This window comes from Streptomyces hiroshimensis (genome assembly GCF_014650335.1).
GTDB classification, from domain to species: Bacteria; Actinomycetota; Actinomycetes; order Streptomycetales; family Streptomycetaceae; genus Streptomyces; species Streptomyces hiroshimensis.
Window position 1 is genome coordinate 22,621 of the sequence record NZ_BMUT01000008.1, and the last position, 16,325, is coordinate 38,945.

A 16,325-nucleotide genomic window follows, 5' to 3' on the forward strand; every position below is an offset into this window, starting at 1 on the left:
GCGCGCGCAGCTCCGGACCGGCCGGGTCACACTGACGGGCGTGCCCCGCGACCGCGACCTCGACCTCCCCTTCGCCTCCCGGCTGGCCGCCGCCGAGGACTGGCTGGACTTCGCGATAGAAGCCTGGCAAGAGGGCCACTGGACGCCGCAGGACACGGAGCGCCGCGTCCTCGCCGACCTCGTGGCCGCGACCAACCCCCTGCACGGCGGCAGCCTGCCGCCCCACACCGGGGACTCCCTCTACGTCCGCATCGGCCGCATCACCAACTGGGCCGGCGCCCTCCGCCTCGCCGCGCGCGCCGGCGGCTGGGAACTCTTCCCGGTGACGGGCCGGGACCCCGCGGCCCTCACCCGCCCCGCCGGCATGGCCGACCTGCTGTCGGCCGTCTACGCCCTGGCCGAACAGGGCGAAAAGTGGCAGAAGAGCCTCCTGGCCGCGGCCGGAACCGTGGACCGGGACCGGGGCCGGTCCCTGACGCAGGCGGTCGAGGACCGCCACCCGGGTTTGGAGAGGGAGTTGGCGGCGGCCGAGTGCTTCTTCAACGGCCCGGGCTCCTTGGACGACCTCCCCCTCTTCCTCTCTTGAGCCGCGCCCTAAGGTGCCTCGGCATGAACAGCCTTGCCTTGGGGCTGCTACGAGGCGGCGGGCTACACGGTCGTGGGCAGCGGTTCGGTCACCGGCCGTCCGTCGTGGCCACGCCGATCGGGCATGACACGCCCGTGCCGCCGATTCCGCAGTAGCCCGACGGGTTCTTGTCCAGGTACTGCTGGTGGTACGGCTCCGCGTAGTAGAACGGGCCCGCCGGGAGGATTTCCGTGGTGATGGGGCCGTAGCCCGAGCCGCGCAGGACCTGCTGGTAGGACTCGCGGGAGGATTCCGCCGCGGTCTGCTGGGCGGGGGAGTGGGTGTAGATCGCCGAGCGGTACTGCGTGCCGCGGTCGTTGCCCTGGCGGAAGCCTTGCGTGGGGTTGTGGGATTCCCAGAAGAGCTTCAGGAGGGCGGCGTAGGAGACGACCGACGGGTCGAAGACCACGCGGACGACCTCCGTGTGGCCCGTCAGGCCGCTGCAGACCTCCTCGTAGGCGGGGTGCGGGGTGTGGCCGCCCTGGTAGCCGACGAGGGTGGTCCAGGCGCCGTCCGTCTGCCAGAACTTGCGCTCTGCGCCCCAGAAGCAGCCGAGGGCGAAGTCCGCGACCTCCAGGCCCTGCGGGTACGGGCCGGCCAGCGGGGTGCCCAGGACCGTGTGGCGTTCCTGCAGGGGGAATTCCGGCTCCGGGCGGCCCTTCAGGGCCTCCTCGGGGGTGGGGAGGCGGGGTTCTCGGGTGGGGAAGAGCATGGCGGCGGCCTCCGGGAGTCGGTGGGGAAGATCCGGCCTCAGGACCAACGGTTCGCCGCTCCCGGCGATTCCCGGCCCGCCACCGCCATCGCCCGGTACGCCACGTACGCCGCGACCGGATCCGCCGTGTACGTCCAGGGGACGGCGCCGATGTGCCCGTCGACGCGCTGCAGCTGCTCCAGGGCCTCGGGGTAGCGCTCGGCGTTGACCAGGAACCACACCAGCAGGTGGCGGACGTGCGGGGCCACGGGGTGCTCGGACGGGGCGTGCGCGACCGCGTACTGGGCGGCCTGGATCGCGCGGGAGACGACCTCGCTGCGGTAGAGGCTCTGGACCAGGTTCACGTCGGGCAGGTGGTCGTGGACGGCGAAGAGCGGCAGGGCGGGCAGCAGGCTGCCCTGAGGCGCGCCCGCGGCGGCGCGCTGCGCGAAGGCGTCGGCCTTCTCGCGGGAGCCGTGCCACTTCGCGCTCCAGTAGCGCAGCGCGGCCAGATGCGCGCCCATGTGCTGGGGGGCGCGGGAGACGACCCGCTCCCACACCGACTGGAACTCGGCCTCGCCGGCACCCGCGCCGCGCGCCACGCCCAGCTCGACGATCACCGGCACCACATCCTCCGGCGCCAGCCGGGCGGCCTCCGCGCAGACCGTGCGGGCCTCCTCCAGGATCATGCGGTAGTCCTCGGAGGAGGGGTCGCGCAGGGCCTGCTGGACGAGGAACTCGGCCTGGACGGCCGCGCCGCCCGCATCCTCGGGCGCGACCACGCGCCAGTGCCGCAGCCACATCCCGCCCGTGCCGGGGGCCTCGGTGAGCTCGCGGACCGCCGCGCCCGCCAGGGTCTGCACGCGCTGCCAGCGCTGCTCCGCGTCATGGGTGCGCGAGAGCAGCTCGGCGGCCGGCTTCCAGTCCTGGGTGCGGCGGGCCTCCTCGACGGCGGACAGCAGCTCGGGGTCGGGGCCGGGCAGGCGGACGTCCAGCTGCTCGGGCGGCAGGAAGCCGTACGACGAGGCCGCCGCGCCGGGGGCGGCGGCGAGCCCCGCGGCCGCCCGCCTGCGGCGCAGCGCCGGCCCGGCGAGGACGGCGCTGATCGCGACGACGGCCAGCAGGATGAGCAGAAACTCCATGAGCGGTCCTGAACGTGGGTGGGGCAGCGTAGTGCTACGAATAGGCCTGTGTGAGGAACAACGCGCGGGGTCCGCGGATCGTTCATGCTCCGGTTACAAGTGAACACGGGTGTTCGGGTGTGCGGAGTACTAGGCTCGGGAAAATGAGCGATCAGCATGCATTCGAGACCCTTGCCATTCACGCCGGGCAGGAGCCGGACCCGCTGACCGGGGCTGTCGTGCCGCCGATCTACCAGGTGTCCACCTACAAGCAGGACGGCGTCGGCGGCCTGCGCGGCGGCTACGAGTACAGCCGCAGCGCCAACCCCACCCGTACCGCTCTGGAGGAGAACCTGGCGGCGCTGGAGGGCGGCGTCCGCGGCCTCGCCTTCGCCTCCGGCCTGGCAGCCGAGGACACCCTGCTGCGTACGCTCCTGGCGCCCGGTGACCACGTGGTCATCCCGAACGACGCCTACGGCGGCACGTTCCGCCTCTTCGCCAAGGTGATCAGCCGCTGGGGCGTGGAGTGGTCGGTCGCCGACACCTCCGACCCGGCCGCCGTGCGCGCCGCCCTGCGGCCCACGACCAAGGTCATCTGGGTCGAGACCCCCTCGAACCCGCTGCTGGGCATCAGCGACATCGCCGCCCTCGCCGAGGTCGCGCACTCGGCCGGGATCCGCCTGGTCATCGACAACACCTTCGCGAGCCCTTACCTGCAGCAGCCGCTCGCGCTCGGTGCGGACGTCGTCGTGCACTCGACCACCAAGTACATGGGCGGTCACTCCGACGTCGTCGGCGGCGCGCTGGTCACCGCCGACGCGGCCCTCGCCGAGGAGCTCGCCTACCACCAGAACGCGATGGGCGCCGTCGCCGGCCCCTTCGACTCCTGGCTGACGCTGCGCGGCATCAAGACCCTGGCCGTGCGCATGGACCGGCACAGCGCCAACGCCGAGCGCGTGGCCGAGCTGCTCGTCTCCCACCCCAAGGTCACCCAGGTCTACTACCCGGGCCTGCCCGAGCACCCGCTGCACGAGGTCGCCGCCAAGCAGATGAAGGCCTTCGGCGGCATGGTCTCCTTCCGCGTCGAGGGCGGCCAGGAAGCGGCCGTGGAGATCTGCAACCGCACCGAGGTGTTCACCCTCGGCGAGTCCCTCGGCGGCGTGGAGTCGCTGATCGAGCACCCGGGCCTGATGACGCACGCGTCCACCGCCGGCTCGCAGCTGGAGGTCCCCGCGGACCTGGTGCGCCTGTCGGTGGGCATCGAGTCCGTCGACGACCTGCTCGCCGACCTCACGCAGGCGCTGGGCTAGTCCCCCCTCAGCACCCGCCTCGGCACCCGCCTCAGCACCCGCAACTGCTGTTCCGCGCCGGGCGGGCCGGATCCTTCCGGCCTGCCCGGCGCAGCTGTGCTGCGGGCCGGCTGCGGGCCGGTCAGGCCGTCGGGGCCACCGGCGGCAGGGCGTTGTGGACCTCGGAGAGCGCCGTGTTGAAGCGCGTGAGCAGGGAGCAGAACGCGTCCCGCTCGTCCTCGCTCCAGCCGTCCGTCACCAGCGCCATCAGCGCGCGCCGCGACGCCCGCACCTCCTCCAGGCGGGCCTTGCCGCGCGGGGAGAGCTGGAGCACGACGGCACGGCCGTCCTCGGGGTGGGAGGTGCGCTTGACCAGGCCGGTGTCGACCAGCGGCGCCACCTGGCGGGTGACGGTCGAGGAGTCGATGCCCATGCCGGCGGCGAGCGCCTTCACCCCCATCGGACCTTCCTGGTCCAGGCGGTTGAGCAGCAGATAAGCGGCGCGGTCCATCGAGTTGCGGACCTGGCCCACGCCGCCGAGCCGCGTCTGTTCGGCGCGGCGTGCGAAGACGGCCACCTGGTGCTGGAGCGCGTCGAGGACACCTGGGGCGAGGTCGGTCGTCATGTCCGAAGGGGTGGGCATGGCCTGGGGCTCACTTCGTGCGTCGGGCAGGGAAGATTGGGGGACAGAGTACGCGGCCCGGAGGGTGCCTGGGCCGGTGCCGGGCAATCCGCTCCGCCGGTACCGAACAATCCGCTCGGTATGCATCGATATGCGCTGCGATGCGTTCCGGAATCGCCCGGGCGATATGCGTCCGTTACGACGGTCGTTACGCAAACGAGCTGCAAGACTGGCCTTATGGCCGCACGTGCAGCGGGCGGAACGGATGGCGCGGACCGGGACGGACCGGACGGGGCCGGCCCCCTGGCGGAGCCCCCTCGCGCGGTCGCACCGGTCACCCTGGACGACGTCCTCGGCGCCCGGAAGATCCTCTCGGGGGTCGTCCGCGCCACGCCCCTGGAGGGCAGCCGCCACCTCTCCGGCCTGATCGGCGCGCCCGTCCACCTCAAGTGCGAGAACCTCCAGCGGACCGGCTCCTTCAAGGTCCGCGGGGCGTACGCGCGGATCGCGGGGCTGGCGCGCGAGGAGCGCGCGGCGGGGGTCGTGGCCGCCAGCGCGGGCAACCATGCGCAGGGCGTGGCCCTGGCGGCCACGCTCCTGGGCGTGCGCGCCACGGTGTTCATGCCGGTCAACGCGCCCCTGCCGAAGATCGCCGCGACCCGTTCGTACGGCGCCGGGGTGCGCCTCTACGGACAGGTGCTGGACGAGGCGCTGAGCGCCGCCCGGCAGTACGCGCGCCGCACGGGCGCAGCCCTCGTCCACCCCTTCGACCACCCGGACGTCATCGCAGGTCAGGGCACGGTGGGCCTGGAGATCCTGGAGCAGTGCCCCGAGGTGCGCACGATCGTGGTGGCCATGGGCGGCGGCGGCCTCGCGGCCGGGATCGCGGTGGCGGTCAAGGCGCTGCGGCCGGACGTGAAGATCGTGGGCGTGCAGGCGGCCGGCGCCGCCGCGTACCCGCCGTCGCTGGCCGCCGGGCGCCCCGTGGCGGTCGCGGAGCCCGCGACGATGGCCGACGGCATCCGGGTGGCCCGCCCCGGCGCGGTGCCCTTCGCCCTGGTCCGGGAGCTGGTCGACGAGGTCCGGACGGTCTCCGAGGACGCGCTCGCCGCAGCGCTGCTGCTCTGTCTGGAGCGGGCCAAGATGGTCGTGGAGCCGGCCGGGGCCGCGCCGGTGGCGGCGCTGCTGACCGGACCCGACTCGTTCGAGGGACCGCTCGTCGCCGTGTTGTCGGGCGGCAACGTCGACCCGCTGCTGCTGCAGCACGTCCTGCGGCACGGCATGGCGGCGGCCGGCCGCTATCTGAGCCTGCGCCTGCGGCTGGCCGACCGGCCGGGGGCGCTCGCCGCCCTCCTGGAGGTGCTCTCCGCGGCCGACGCCAACGTCCTGGACGTCGGGCACATCCGCACCGACCCGCGGCTCGGCCTGACCGAGGCGGAGGTGGAGCTGCACCTGGAGACCAAGGGGCCGGGCCACTGCGAGGAAGTGCGGGCGGCCCTGCGGGCTGCGGGGTACCGGGTGACGGCCTGAGGTCCCGGTGCCACTTGACCCCTGAGGCCCCGGTGCCACTTGAGCGTGGGGTACGGCGTTCACAGGGCACGACGGCTGCGCCGAACGTAAAATCGGGCAGTACGTCACCCAGCGGGGAGAACTTCCATGCCAGGCGCCATCTATGCCGAAGGCCTGGTGAAGACCTTCGGCGACGTCAGAGCTCTGGACGGGGTCGATCTCGATGTGCCGGAAGGAACCGTTCTGGGGCTGCTCGGCCCCAACGGCGCCGGCAAGACCACCGCCGTACGCGTCCTGACCACTCTGCTCAAGCCCGACCGCGGTTCGGCCTTCGTGGCCGGCATCGACGTCCTCAAGAAGCCCGACGCGGTCCGCCGCTCCATCGGGCTGTCCGGCCAGTTCGCCGCCGTCGACGAATATCTGACAGGCCGTGAGAACCTGCGCATGGTCGGCCAGCTCTACCAGATGAGCGCCCGCGACGCGAAGGTGCGCGCGGGCGAGCTGCTGGAGCGCTTCGACCTCGCGGAGGCCGCGGACCGCATCGCCAAGACCTACTCGGGAGGCATGCGCCGCCGCCTCGACCTCGCCGCGGCCCTCGTCGTCAGCCCGCCCGTCATGTTCATGGACGAGCCCACCACCGGACTGGACCCGCGCAACCGGCAGGGACTGTGGGAGGTCATCCAGGAACTGGTGGCCGGCGGCACCACCCTCCTGCTCACCACCCAGTACCTGGAGGAGGCCGACCACCTCGCGCACGACATCTGCGTGGTCGACCACGGAAAGGTCATCGCGCGCGGCACTTCCGACCAGCTCAAGGCCCGCACGGGCGGCGAGCGCGTCGAGGTCGTCGTGCGCAGCCCCGAACACATCGCCACCGCCGACGAGGTCCTGCGCGGCTTCGGCAAGGGCGCGTCCTCGGTCGAGAAGCACACCCGCAAGGTGACCGTGCCGGTCTCCGGCGGCGCGAAGCTGCTCGCCGAGGTCATCAGGGAGCTCGACGCCCGCGGGATCGACATCGACGACATCGCCCTGCGCCGCCCCACGCTGGACGACGTCTTCATCTCGCTCACCGGGCACGCCGCGGAGACGGACGCTACGGAGACGGGCGACGCGGAGACGGGCGACGCGGGCGCGGAGACCGGCGACGGCGGGGCGTCCGGGGTCGCCGGGGCGTCCGGAGCCGCGGGGGACGCCGGAGCGCAGCAGGAGGCCAGGCCATGAGCGTCATCGGAACCCCAGCCTCCAGGGAGGCGGCCCTGCGGGTGCACGGCGGCATCGGCCGCTCCGTGCGCGACTCCCTGGTCGTCGCCAAGCGCAATCTGATCCGGATGGCCCGGATCCCCGAAGTGGTCATCTTCGGGCTGATCCAGCCGATCATGTTCGTGGTGCTGTTCAGCTATGTCTTCGGCGGCTCGATCGCCGTCGGCGGCAACACGGACCCGAGCACGTACCGCCAGTTCCTCATGGCGGGCATCTTCGCCCAGACCGTCACCTTCGCCACGGCCGGCGCCGGCGCGGGCATCGCCGACGACATGCACAAGGGGCTGATCGACCGCTTCCGGTCCCTGCCCATGGCCCGCGGGGCCGTCCTCACCGGCCGCACCCTCGCCGACCTCGTCCAGACCGCGCTCACGCTCGTCGTGCTCGCGATCGTCGCCGTGATCGTCGGCTGGCGGGTCTACAACGGCATCCCCAAGGCCCTCGCGGGCTTCGCGCTGCTGCTCCTGCTCGGCTACGCCTTCTCCTGGATCGGCGCGCTGATCGGGCTGTCGGTGCGCACCCCGGAGGCGGCCACCTCGGGCGGGCTGATCTGGCTCTTCCCGCTCACCTTCATCTCCAACGCCTTCGTGCCCGCCGACAACATGCCCACCGTGCTGCGCGTCATCGCCGAGTGGAACCCCTTCAGCGCCACGGTGCAGGCGGCGCGCGAGCTCTTCGGCAACCTGCCGGAGGGCTATCCGGTGCCGGGGGCCTGGCCGATGCAGCACCCCGTGTGGGCGTCGCTGATCTGGTCGGTGCTGATCATCGCGCTCTTCCGGACGCTGTCGGTACGGAAGTTCCGGTCGGCGACGGCCTGAGGGCGTTCACCGCCCGGAAAGCACCGTGCCCCGTACTCCCGGGAGGGAGTACGGGGCACGGTCACGTCCGTGGGGCTCAGCCGCTGTACGGCTTGGCCTCCAGGATGCGCACCATGGCCTTCTTGCCGTTCGGCAGCTCGTACTGGGCGTCCTCGCCGATCTTCTTGCCGTTGACGCCGGAGCCCAGCGGGGACTGCGGGGAGTACGTCTCGATGTCCGAGCTGGCGTACTCGCGGGAGGCGAGGAGGAAGTCCAGGGTGTCGTCCGCGTCGCCGTCGAAGGCGATGGTGACGACCATGCCGGGCGCGACGACGCCGGTGGCCGCCGGGGCCTCGCCGACCTTCGCGCTCTCCAGCAGCTGGGTGAGCTGGCGCACACGGAGCTCCTGCTTGCCCTGCTCCTCCTTGGCCGCGTGGTACCCGCCGTTCTCTCGCAGGTCACCCTCCTCGCGGGCCGCCGCGATCTTGGCCGCGATCTCGGTGCGAGCGGGACCAGACAGGTACTCCAGCTCGGCCTTGAGCTGGTCGTACGCCTCCTGAGTCAGCCAGGTGACGTTGTCGCTGGTCTGGGTCACAGGTGCTCCTCGTCGGTACTGGGGAATGCTTGGGGATACATCGCGATAACAAATGAACGCCCTACTCAGAAGGGTGCACCTTCAAAGCGGGGCGAAACCACGAGCCTAACAATTGGGTCGTGAAAGGGGGAAGAAGTAAACGGGACGAATCGCGCAAGAATCGCGTCAATGCAGGTCAGCGCGGTAAGGCGGAAGTGGGTGGAGCCCGCGTCGGCCGTGCGTCAGCGGCCGGAGGCGGCCCGGCAGCCCTCGAGCTCGGTGGCGGCGGCGTGCTTGGTGGTGCGCAGGGTGACCCGCTCGGTGAAGTGGTCCTCGCGGCGGTCGAAGGCCACGTCCTTGCGGCCGACCTCGGAGCCGTCGCTGCCGAGCGAGCGCAGGGTGCACACCCCGGCCTGATCCTTCCCCTTGCGGATCTCCACGACCGCCTGCACGGTGTCGTCCGAGATCGTCTTCGAGCGGATGAGCTGGCCGCTGACGTCCGTCTTCGTCATGTAGTGAATCCCGGACCAGGCGATCACGCCGAGCAGCCCGGCGCCGAGCACGGCACCGACGATCTTGAGCTTGCGGTCCGCACGCGCGTCCGCCGAGCGGCCGTAGCGACCGTCGGGCAGCCCTTCGCGCGCCGCAGCCATGATCTTTCCTCCGGGTCGGTGCTGGTCGGGAGAAGAGGAATGAAACGACTCCCGCTTCGGTCACTATAGGAGGCGCCCCGACACACCGATAAGACGGGCCATGACCAGTGACCGAGGACGAAGTCTTGACTGAGCAGCTGCGACTGATGGCCGTGCATGCCCACCCCGACGACGAGTCGAGCAAGGGCGCGGCCACGATGGCCAAGTACGTGTCCGAGGGGGTGGACGTGCTGGTGGCCACCTGCACGGGCGGCGAGCGCGGCTCCATCCTCAACCCCAAGCTCCAGGGCGACCCGTACATCGAGGAGCACATCCACGAGGTCCGCGCCAAGGAGATGGCCGAGGCGCGCGACATCCTCGGCGTGAAGCAGGAGTGGCTGGGCTTCGTCGACTCCGGCCTGCCGGAGGGCGACCCGCTGCCGCCGCTGCCCGAGGGCTGCTTCGCCCTGCAGGACGTGGACGAGGCGGCCGGGCGGCTGGTGAAGCTCATCCGCGAGTTCCGTCCGCACGTGGTGACCACGTACGACGAGAACGGCGGCTACCCGCACCCCGACCACATCATGACCCACAAGATCACGATGGTGGCCTTCGAAGCGGCCGGCGACCCCTCGCGCTACCCCGAGGCGGGCGAGCCGTGGCAGCCGCAGAAGCTCTACTACAACCAGGGCTTCAACCGGCAGCGCACGCAGGCGCTGCACGACGCCCTGCTGGAGCGCAGCATGGAATCCCCGTACGGGGAGTGGCTGGAGCGCTGGCACACGATGGGGCGCGAGCGCACGCTGACCACGTTCGTGCCCTGCGGCGACTTCTTCGAGATCCGCGACAAGGCGCTGATCGCGCACGCCACGCAGATCGACCCGGACGGGGGCTGGTTCCGCGTCCCGCTGGACCTGCAGCGGGAGGTCTGGCCGACGGAGGAGTACGAGCTGGCGAAGTCTCTCGTCGGCACGTCCCTCCCCGAGGACGACCTCTTCGCGGGCATCCGCAACAATTGACCCCATGATGAGCTCCCTCGCCGCCACCCAGCTGGTGCCGCTCGCCGAAGAACTCGACAAGAACAAGGTCACCCCCGGTGTCCTCGGCTTCATCGTCTTCGCCGTCATCGGCGTGGCGGTGTGGTTCCTGATGAAGTCCATGAACAAGCACATGAAGCGAGTGGACTTCGAGGAGGCGCCGGACGCCTCCGGCGCGGTCCGCGCCGACGAGGCGGCGGCCCCACGGGCTTGACGCTGCGCGCGGCTTCGACGGCTTCCTTGGCTGACGCCTGGCGGGTGCGGTCCGGCCCGGGCCGGTTCGGCCGGGGCCGGTTCGGCCGGGGTGGGCCCGGCACCGCCGGCGGCCGCCGTTGTACGTCTCGCCGTTGCGGCGGGAGGGATTTTGCCGCCGCAACGGTGATGAGCCATGTGCGTGCGCTTCGGCGGTGCCGAGCTGTCGCCGGCGGGCGGGTGGTGTCCGGCCTGGGCCGGTTCGGCCGGGGTGGGCCCGGCACCGCCGGTAGCCGCCGTTGTACGTCTCGCCGTTGCGGCGGGAGGGAGTCTGCCGCCGCAGCTGGGGGAGATCAGCCATGTGGGCGCGCTCTGGCGGTGGTGCCGAGCTGACGTCGGCCGACGGGGGCGTTCAGCCCGGTCGGTTCGGGGCCGGGCCCAGGCCCGGTGGTCGGCGAGGGCACCGTAGGGCCGGACACGGCCCCACGGCCACCCGCCCGGGAGGGCGCACCGTGCGCAAGGATGGGCGCATGCCCAACCGCCTGGCGCACGAGACGTCCCCTTACCTCCTCCAGCACGCCGACAACCCGGTCGACTGGTGGCCGTGGTCGCCCGAGGCCTTCGACGAGGCGCGGCGCCGGAACGTGCCGGTGCTGCTGAGCGTCGGCTATTCCAGCTGCCACTGGTGTCATGTGATGGCGCACGAGTCCTTCGAGGACGACGCCACCGCGGCCCTCCTCAACGAGCACTTCGTCTCCGTCAAGGTCGACCGCGAGGAACGGCCCGACATCGACGCGGTGTACATGGAGGCCGTCCAGGCCGCCACGGGCCAGGGCGGCTGGCCCATGACGGTCTTCCTCACCCCCGAGGCCGAGCCGTTCTACTTCGGCACCTACTTCCCGCCCGCCCCCCGGCACGGCATGCCGGGCTTCCAGCAGGTCCTGGAGGGCGTGCGGGCCGCGTGGCGCGACCGCCGCGAGGAGGTCGGCCAGGTCGCCGGCCGCATCGTGCGGGAGCTGTCCGAGCGCACCCTCGCCCTGGGCGTCCCGGCGGACAAGGACGCGCCGCCGCAGGCGCCCTCCGCCGAGGACCTGCACGCCGCGCTGCTGGCGCTGACCCGCGACTTCGACGCCGTGCGCGGCGGCTTCGGCGGGGCGCCGAAGTTCCCGCCGTCCATGACGCTGGAGTTCCTGCTGCGCCACCACGCCCGTACGGGCTCCGAGGGCGCCCTGGAGATGGTGCAGGCGACCTGCGAGGCGATGGCCCGGGGCGGCATCTACGACCAGCTGGGCGGCGGATTCGCCCGCTACTCCGTCGACGCCGAGTGGGTGGTCCCGCACTTCGAGAAGATGCTCTACGACAACGCCCTGCTCTGCCGCGCCTACGCACACCTGTGGCGGGCCACGGGCTCCGAGCTCGCCCGCCGCGTCGCCCTGGAGACCGCGGACTTCCTGGTCCGCGAGATGCGCACCGACCAGGGCGGCTTCGCCTCGGCGCTGGACGCGGACAGCGACGACGGACAGGGGCGGCACGCCGAGGGCGCCTACTACGTGTGGACGCCGCAGCAGCTGCGCGACGTGCTCGGCGAGGAGGACGCCCTGCTCGCGGCGGCCCACTTCGGCGTCACCGAGGACGGCACCTTCGAGGAGGGCGCCTCCGTCCTCCAGCTGCCCGACTCCGAGCAGCTCCTGGACGCCGGCAAGCTCGACTCCGTGCGCCGCAGGCTCCTCGCGGCGCGCGAGCAGCGGCCCCGCCCCGGCCGCGACGACAAGGTCGTGGCCGCCTGGAACGGGCTCGCGATCGCCGCGCTGGCCGAGACCGGCGCCTACTTCGACCGGCCGGACCTCGTCCTGGCCGCCACCGACGCCGCCGACCTGCTGGTCCGTACGCACATGGACTGGCACGCCCGGCTCTTCCGCACCTCCCTGGACGGCACGGCCGGTGCCCACGCGGGCGTCCTGGAGGACTACGGCGACGTCGCCGAGGGCTTCCTCGCGCTCAGCGCCGTCACCGGCGAGGGCGTCTGGGTGGACTTCGCGGGCCTGCTCCTGGACACGGTCCTCACCCGCTTCACCGGCGCGGACGGCACGCTCTTCGACACCGCCGACGACGCCGAGGCGCTCATCCGCCGCCCGCAGGACCCCATGGACAACGCCACCCCCTCGGGCTGGACCGCCGCCTGCGGAGCGCTGCTGACCTACGCCGCGTACACCGGCAGCAACACCCACCGCGAGGCCGCCGAGCGGGCGCTCGGCGTCGTCCGGGCGCTGGGCCCGCGCGCGCCGCGCTTCATCAGCTGGGGCCTGGCGGTGGCGGAGGCCCTGCTGGACGGGCCCCGCGAGGTCGCCGTCGTGGGGCTGCCCGACGACCCGGCCACGGCCTCCCTCCACCGCACGGCCCTGCTGTCCACGGCTCCCGGCCTCGCCGTCGCCGTCGGCGCCCCGCCGCCGGCGGGCGAGCCCACCGCCGTGGAGGTGCCGCTGCTGGCGAACCGGCCCCTGGCGGACGGACGCGCGGTCGCGTACGTCTGCCGGGGCTTCGTCTGCGACGTGCCGGCGACGGACCCGGGAACGCTGACCCAGCGCTTGAGCTGAGGGATTCCCATGCACCTCTTCGCGACGGCCTCTCCTGGCCGGGGCAAGGGGCTCGCAGGTCCTTGAATCCGCCGCCGCGGTGCGCAACCACGACAGTGGAGTCCGGCGGTGCCGTGCAGGCCGCAGGCCGTGCGTGGCGCGCGCCCGCATAGCCGAACGGCCCGCATCGCCCGCCGCGAGGCCTACAGCGTCAGGCCGCGGCCCAGGACGTCCAGCGTGCGGCCGACGAGCGCGATGACGTCCTCCTGCTGGCCCTGCTCGACCCAGTGCAGGAGGGCCTCGTTCATCGCGGCGAAGATCGCGACGACGACGATGCGCACCTCGACGTCGCCGGCCGCGCGCCCCGTGCGCTCGGCCAGGACGGCGCAGAGCATGGGCCCCGACTCGCCCATGCCCTCGGCCGCCCGGCGGCGCAGCGCGGGCACCTCGCTCATGAGCCGGGCGCGCTGGCGGAACTCGTCCATGTCGTGGGCGAGGATGTGCCGCATCGAGGCCATGGCGGCATGCCGGAAGGCCTCGACCGGGGGCTCCTCCGCGGGGCGCGCCCGGAGCGCGGCCTCCAGGGCCGGGTCGTACTCGTCGGTGAGGACGATGTCTTCCTTGGTGGGGAAGTAGCGGAAGACGGTGCTGGGGGAGACGTCGGCGGCTTCCGCGATCTGGTCGACCGTCGTCGCGTCGTACCCCTGCTGCCCGTAGAGGCGGTAGGCGGCGCGGCGGATCGCCTGACGGGTCTGGATCTTCTTCCGCTCGCGCAGGCCGAGCCGGGGCCCGGTCTGCGCGACGGAAGGCGTTTCTGCGGAGGCCATGGCTGCATTCTCAGGCATCGGCCTTGAGGGGAACCACTTCGCGGGTGTCCGTGGGCGGCGGCGCGGCGGCGGGCCTGCCGGGCAGGAAGGCGGCGGTGAGCAGCGCGGCGGCGACGGCCCCGATGCCGCAGGCCAGCAGGGCGAGGTCCATGCCGTGGACGAAGGCGGCGTCCGCCGACCGGGCGAGGGCCGTGTCGCCGAGCCGCGCGGCCACCGCGTGCGCGGCGACCACGGAGTCGCTCGCGGCCTCGGCCGCGGCCGGCGGCAGGCCGCGGGTGTCGAGCCGGCCGGCGAACGAGCCGGCGATCAGGCTGCCGAGCACCGCGACGCCGACGGCCCCCGAGAGCTGACGCAGCGTCATCAGCAGGCCGGAGCCGCTGCCCGCGCGGTCCCGCGGCAGGGCGCCGAGCGCGCCGTCCATGGCCGGGATGATCCCGAGGCCGAACCCGAAGCCGGCGAGCGTCAGCCACAGGGCCGCGAACCCGTAGCCGTCGTGGGCGTCCGTACGGCTGCCGGTCAGGGCGGCGACGGCCAGGACGAGCAGGGCGCCGGGGATGACCACGCGGGATCCGAGGCGTTTGACGAGGGGCCCGGCGGCGCGCGAGGCCACGAGGAGGCCGCCCATCATCGGCATCATCCGCAGCCCGGTGCCGAAGGCGTCCTGGCCCTGGATCGTCTGCAGGTACTGGGGCACGACGAACAGCAGGCCGGTGAGGGCGAAGGTCACCAGGGCGGCGGCCAGCGTGTTCCACCGGAACGCACGGTGCTGCAGCAGCGTGACGTCCAGGACGGGCCGGTCCGCGCGCCGCTCGCGCAGCACCAGGGCGGTGATCAGGACGACGGACGCGGCGAGCGCACCGATCACGAGGGGCGAGGACCAGCCGCGCGACGGGCCCTCGTTGACGCCGGAGACGAGGGCGGCGAGGCCGGTGACGGTGAGGGCGGTGGACAGCGCGCTCAGCCGCGGCGAGGCGGGGTCCCGGGTCTCGGGGAGCAGGAAGAGGCAGGCGGCGATGCCGAGGACGACGAGCGGGACGTTGACGAGGAAGACCGACCCCCACCAGAAGTGGTCCAGCAGCCAGCCGCCGACGAGCGGCCCGAGCGGCAGGCCGAGCGCGGAGGCGGCGGAGACCGCCCCGAGCGCCTTGGAGCGCTCCTCGGCGGGGAACAGCGACGGCAGTACGGACATGGCCAGCGGCATGATCAGCGCCGCGCCGGCGCCCAGGACCACGCGGGCGGCGATGACCTGGCCGGGGCTGGTGACGAAGGCGCCGAAGAGGGAGCCCGCGAGGAAGATCCCGAGGCCGGCGAGGAGCATCCGGCGGCGCCCGAAGCGGTCGCCGAGCAGGCCCGCGGGGAGCATCAGGGCGGCGAAGACGACGAGGTAGGAGTCGGCGATCCAGGTCTGTTCGGCGGCGTCGGCGCCGAGCTGGGCGGCCATCGCCGGCAGGGCCACGTTGAGGATCGTGCCGTCGAAGCCGAGGACGAGCATGCAGGCGACGAGGGCGCCGAGCGCCCACCAGCGGCGCGGGTCGGGACGGGTGCTCATGGCACACCTCCGGTAGGGAAGAGTTGGAGTCAAGTGACAGTAACTCTCAAAAGAGAGGGGCTGTCAATCAAGAGCTCCCTTCGGTAGGGTGAGAGGCGCCCGGAAGGCCACGGGGGTGTCGTCCGGGTGTGGCCGCGACCTGGGGGCGGACATGAAAAATGGCCGCGACCTCTGCGGTCGCGGCCATCCTGCGAAGGCGGGTGACGGGTGACGGGCTCAGGCGTGGGTGTAGGCCACCAGCGAGATGCCGACGTAGTGCACGATGAACGCCGCCAGCGTGAGCGAGTGGAAGACCTCGTGGAAGCCGAACCAGCGCGGTGAGGGATTCGGCCGCTTGATCCCGTAGATCACGCCGCCGGCGCTGTAGAGCAGCCCCCCGATGACCACCAGCACGAGGACGGCGATGCCGCCCTTGCGCAGGAAGTCGGGGAGGAAGAAGACCGCGGCCCAGCCCATGGCGATGTAGCAGGGCGTGTAGAGCCAGCGCGGGGCGCCGACCCAGAAGACGCGGAAGGCTATGCCCGCCGCGGCGGCCGCCCAGACGGCCCACAGTAGCACCTGCCCGCGGCCGCCGGGGATCAGCAGCATCGTCAGCGGGGTGTACGTGCCGGCGATGATCAGGAAGATGTTCGCGTGGTCGAGGCGGCGCAGCACGGCGCTGACGCGCGGGCTCCAGTCGCCCCGGTGGTAGAGGGCGCTGATGCCGAACAGCGACCCCGCGGTGAGGACGTAGACGGCGCACGCGATCCGGCCGCGCGTGCTGTCGGCGAGTGCGGTCAGGAAGACGCCGGCGATCAGCACGGCGGGGAACATCCCCGCGTGCAGCCAGCCGCGCAGACGCGGCTTGGCGGGGACCGGCGTGTCGGCGGGCACGGGGGCGGCGGAGGGCGCAACGTCGGCGGGGACGGCTGCTGCAGCCGCGGCGCCGGCGGGCGCGGGGGGCGCGGAAGGCGCTGCGTCGGGCGCGGGAGTCATGGCCGACATGCTACCTACGCCACCGTAGGTTACGGATCAGTATCGCGTGGCGATG

At 72.7% G+C, this 16,325-nt stretch carries 16 protein-coding genes; 8 read left to right on the top strand and 8 right to left on the bottom strand.

Annotation, left to right across the window (positions count from 1 at the left end):
• Positions 1–40: 40 nt before the first annotated feature.
• The gene (locus tag IE241_RS18765; protein WP_190022945.1) at positions 41–586 is read left to right on the top strand and encodes a hypothetical protein; all 546 of its coding nucleotides are present in this window, start codon (positions 41–43) and stop codon (positions 584–586) included.
• An 88-nt stretch (positions 587–674) separates the two neighbouring features.
• Here IE241_RS18765 and msrA read toward each other — a convergent pair whose 3' ends face one another.
• Positions 675–1,337 carry a peptide-methionine (S)-S-oxide reductase MsrA gene (gene msrA / locus IE241_RS18770; protein ID WP_190022946.1) on the bottom strand — a complete coding sequence of 221 codons (663 nt, stop codon included), beginning with the start codon at positions 1,335–1,337 and terminating at the stop codon, positions 675–677.
• A gap of 38 nt (positions 1,338–1,375) precedes the next feature.
• Entirely contained in the window at positions 1,376–2,458 is a 1,083-nt protein-coding gene (locus tag IE241_RS18775) for a hypothetical protein (protein WP_190022947.1), read from the bottom strand.
• Between the two features lie 143 nt (positions 2,459–2,601).
• Between IE241_RS18775 and IE241_RS18780 the strand changes: the two genes are divergently transcribed.
• The gene (locus IE241_RS18780; RefSeq protein WP_058045982.1) at positions 2,602–3,747 is read left to right on the top strand and encodes a cystathionine gamma-synthase; all 1,146 of its coding nucleotides are present in this window, start codon (positions 2,602–2,604) and stop codon (positions 3,745–3,747) included.
• Between the two features lie 121 nt (positions 3,748–3,868).
• Here IE241_RS18780 and IE241_RS18785 read toward each other — a convergent pair whose 3' ends face one another.
• Positions 3,869–4,369 carry a MarR family winged helix-turn-helix transcriptional regulator gene (locus IE241_RS18785; protein WP_190022948.1) on the bottom strand — a complete coding sequence of 167 codons (501 nt, stop codon included), beginning with the start codon at positions 4,367–4,369 and terminating at the stop codon, positions 3,869–3,871.
• A 216-nt stretch (positions 4,370–4,585) separates the two neighbouring features.
• Here IE241_RS18785 and ilvA point away from each other — a divergent pair, with 216 nt between their 5' ends.
• The 3 genes from ilvA to IE241_RS18800 all read left to right on the top strand — a co-directional run bounded on the left by ilvA (position 4,586) and on the right by IE241_RS18800 (position 7,935).
• Entirely contained in the window at positions 4,586–5,878 is a 1,293-nt protein-coding gene (gene ilvA / locus IE241_RS18790) for a threonine ammonia-lyase (RefSeq protein WP_190022949.1), read from the top strand.
• A gap of 126 nt (positions 5,879–6,004) precedes the next feature.
• Entirely contained in the window at positions 6,005–7,078 is a 1,074-nt protein-coding gene (locus IE241_RS18795; protein ID WP_190022950.1) for an ATP-binding cassette domain-containing protein, read from the top strand.
• Positions 7,075–7,935: an ABC transporter permease gene (locus IE241_RS18800; protein WP_190022951.1), complete on the top strand. Its 861-nt coding sequence runs from the start codon at positions 7,075–7,077 to the stop codon at positions 7,933–7,935. The genes IE241_RS18795 and IE241_RS18800 overlap by 4 nt, the downstream gene beginning before the upstream one ends.
• Before the next feature lie 76 nt (positions 7,936–8,011).
• Here the strand turns inward: IE241_RS18800 and greA are convergent, their stop codons facing one another.
• The gene (gene greA, locus IE241_RS18805; RefSeq protein WP_190022952.1) at positions 8,012–8,509 is read right to left on the bottom strand and encodes a transcription elongation factor GreA; all 498 of its coding nucleotides are present in this window, start codon (positions 8,507–8,509) and stop codon (positions 8,012–8,014) included.
• 221 nt (positions 8,510–8,730) lie between these two features.
• Positions 8,731–9,141, bottom strand: a complete 411-nt coding sequence (locus IE241_RS18810; protein WP_190022953.1) for a DUF4307 domain-containing protein — start codon at positions 9,139–9,141, stop codon at positions 8,731–8,733.
• Between the two features lie 125 nt (positions 9,142–9,266).
• Here IE241_RS18810 and mca point away from each other — a divergent pair, with 125 nt between their 5' ends.
• From mca to IE241_RS18825, 3 genes are all read left to right on the top strand, one after another.
• Positions 9,267–10,136 carry a mycothiol conjugate amidase Mca gene (mca, locus tag IE241_RS18815; protein WP_190022954.1) on the top strand — a complete coding sequence of 290 codons (870 nt, stop codon included), beginning with the start codon at positions 9,267–9,269 and terminating at the stop codon, positions 10,134–10,136.
• A gap of 4 nt (positions 10,137–10,140) precedes the next feature.
• Positions 10,141–10,368, top strand: coding sequence for a hypothetical protein (locus IE241_RS18820; RefSeq protein WP_190022955.1), 228 nt, complete (start codon positions 10,141–10,143; stop codon positions 10,366–10,368).
• A 508-nt stretch (positions 10,369–10,876) separates the two neighbouring features.
• A complete protein-coding gene (locus IE241_RS18825) occupies positions 10,877–12,940 on the top strand; it encodes a thioredoxin domain-containing protein (RefSeq protein ID WP_190022956.1) in 2,064 nt (687 codons plus the stop codon).
• Between the two features lie 182 nt (positions 12,941–13,122).
• On the opposite strand, the gene IE241_RS18830 is transcribed toward IE241_RS18825, so the two are convergent.
• The 3 genes from IE241_RS18830 to trhA all read right to left on the bottom strand — a co-directional run bounded on the left by IE241_RS18830 (position 13,123) and on the right by trhA (position 16,279).
• Positions 13,123–13,746 (bottom strand): TetR/AcrR family transcriptional regulator, encoded by a 624-nt coding sequence (locus IE241_RS18830; protein WP_190022957.1) that lies wholly within the window; start codon positions 13,744–13,746, stop codon positions 13,123–13,125.
• Between the two features lie 10 nt (positions 13,747–13,756).
• The gene (locus IE241_RS18835) at positions 13,757–15,295 is read right to left on the bottom strand and encodes an MFS transporter (protein ID WP_190022958.1); all 1,539 of its coding nucleotides are present in this window, start codon (positions 15,293–15,295) and stop codon (positions 13,757–13,759) included.
• Between the two features lie 216 nt (positions 15,296–15,511).
• Positions 15,512–16,279, bottom strand: a complete 768-nt coding sequence (gene trhA, locus IE241_RS18840; protein ID WP_373300712.1) for a PAQR family membrane homeostasis protein TrhA — start codon at positions 16,277–16,279, stop codon at positions 15,512–15,514.
• Positions 16,280–16,325: the final 46 nt, after the last annotated feature.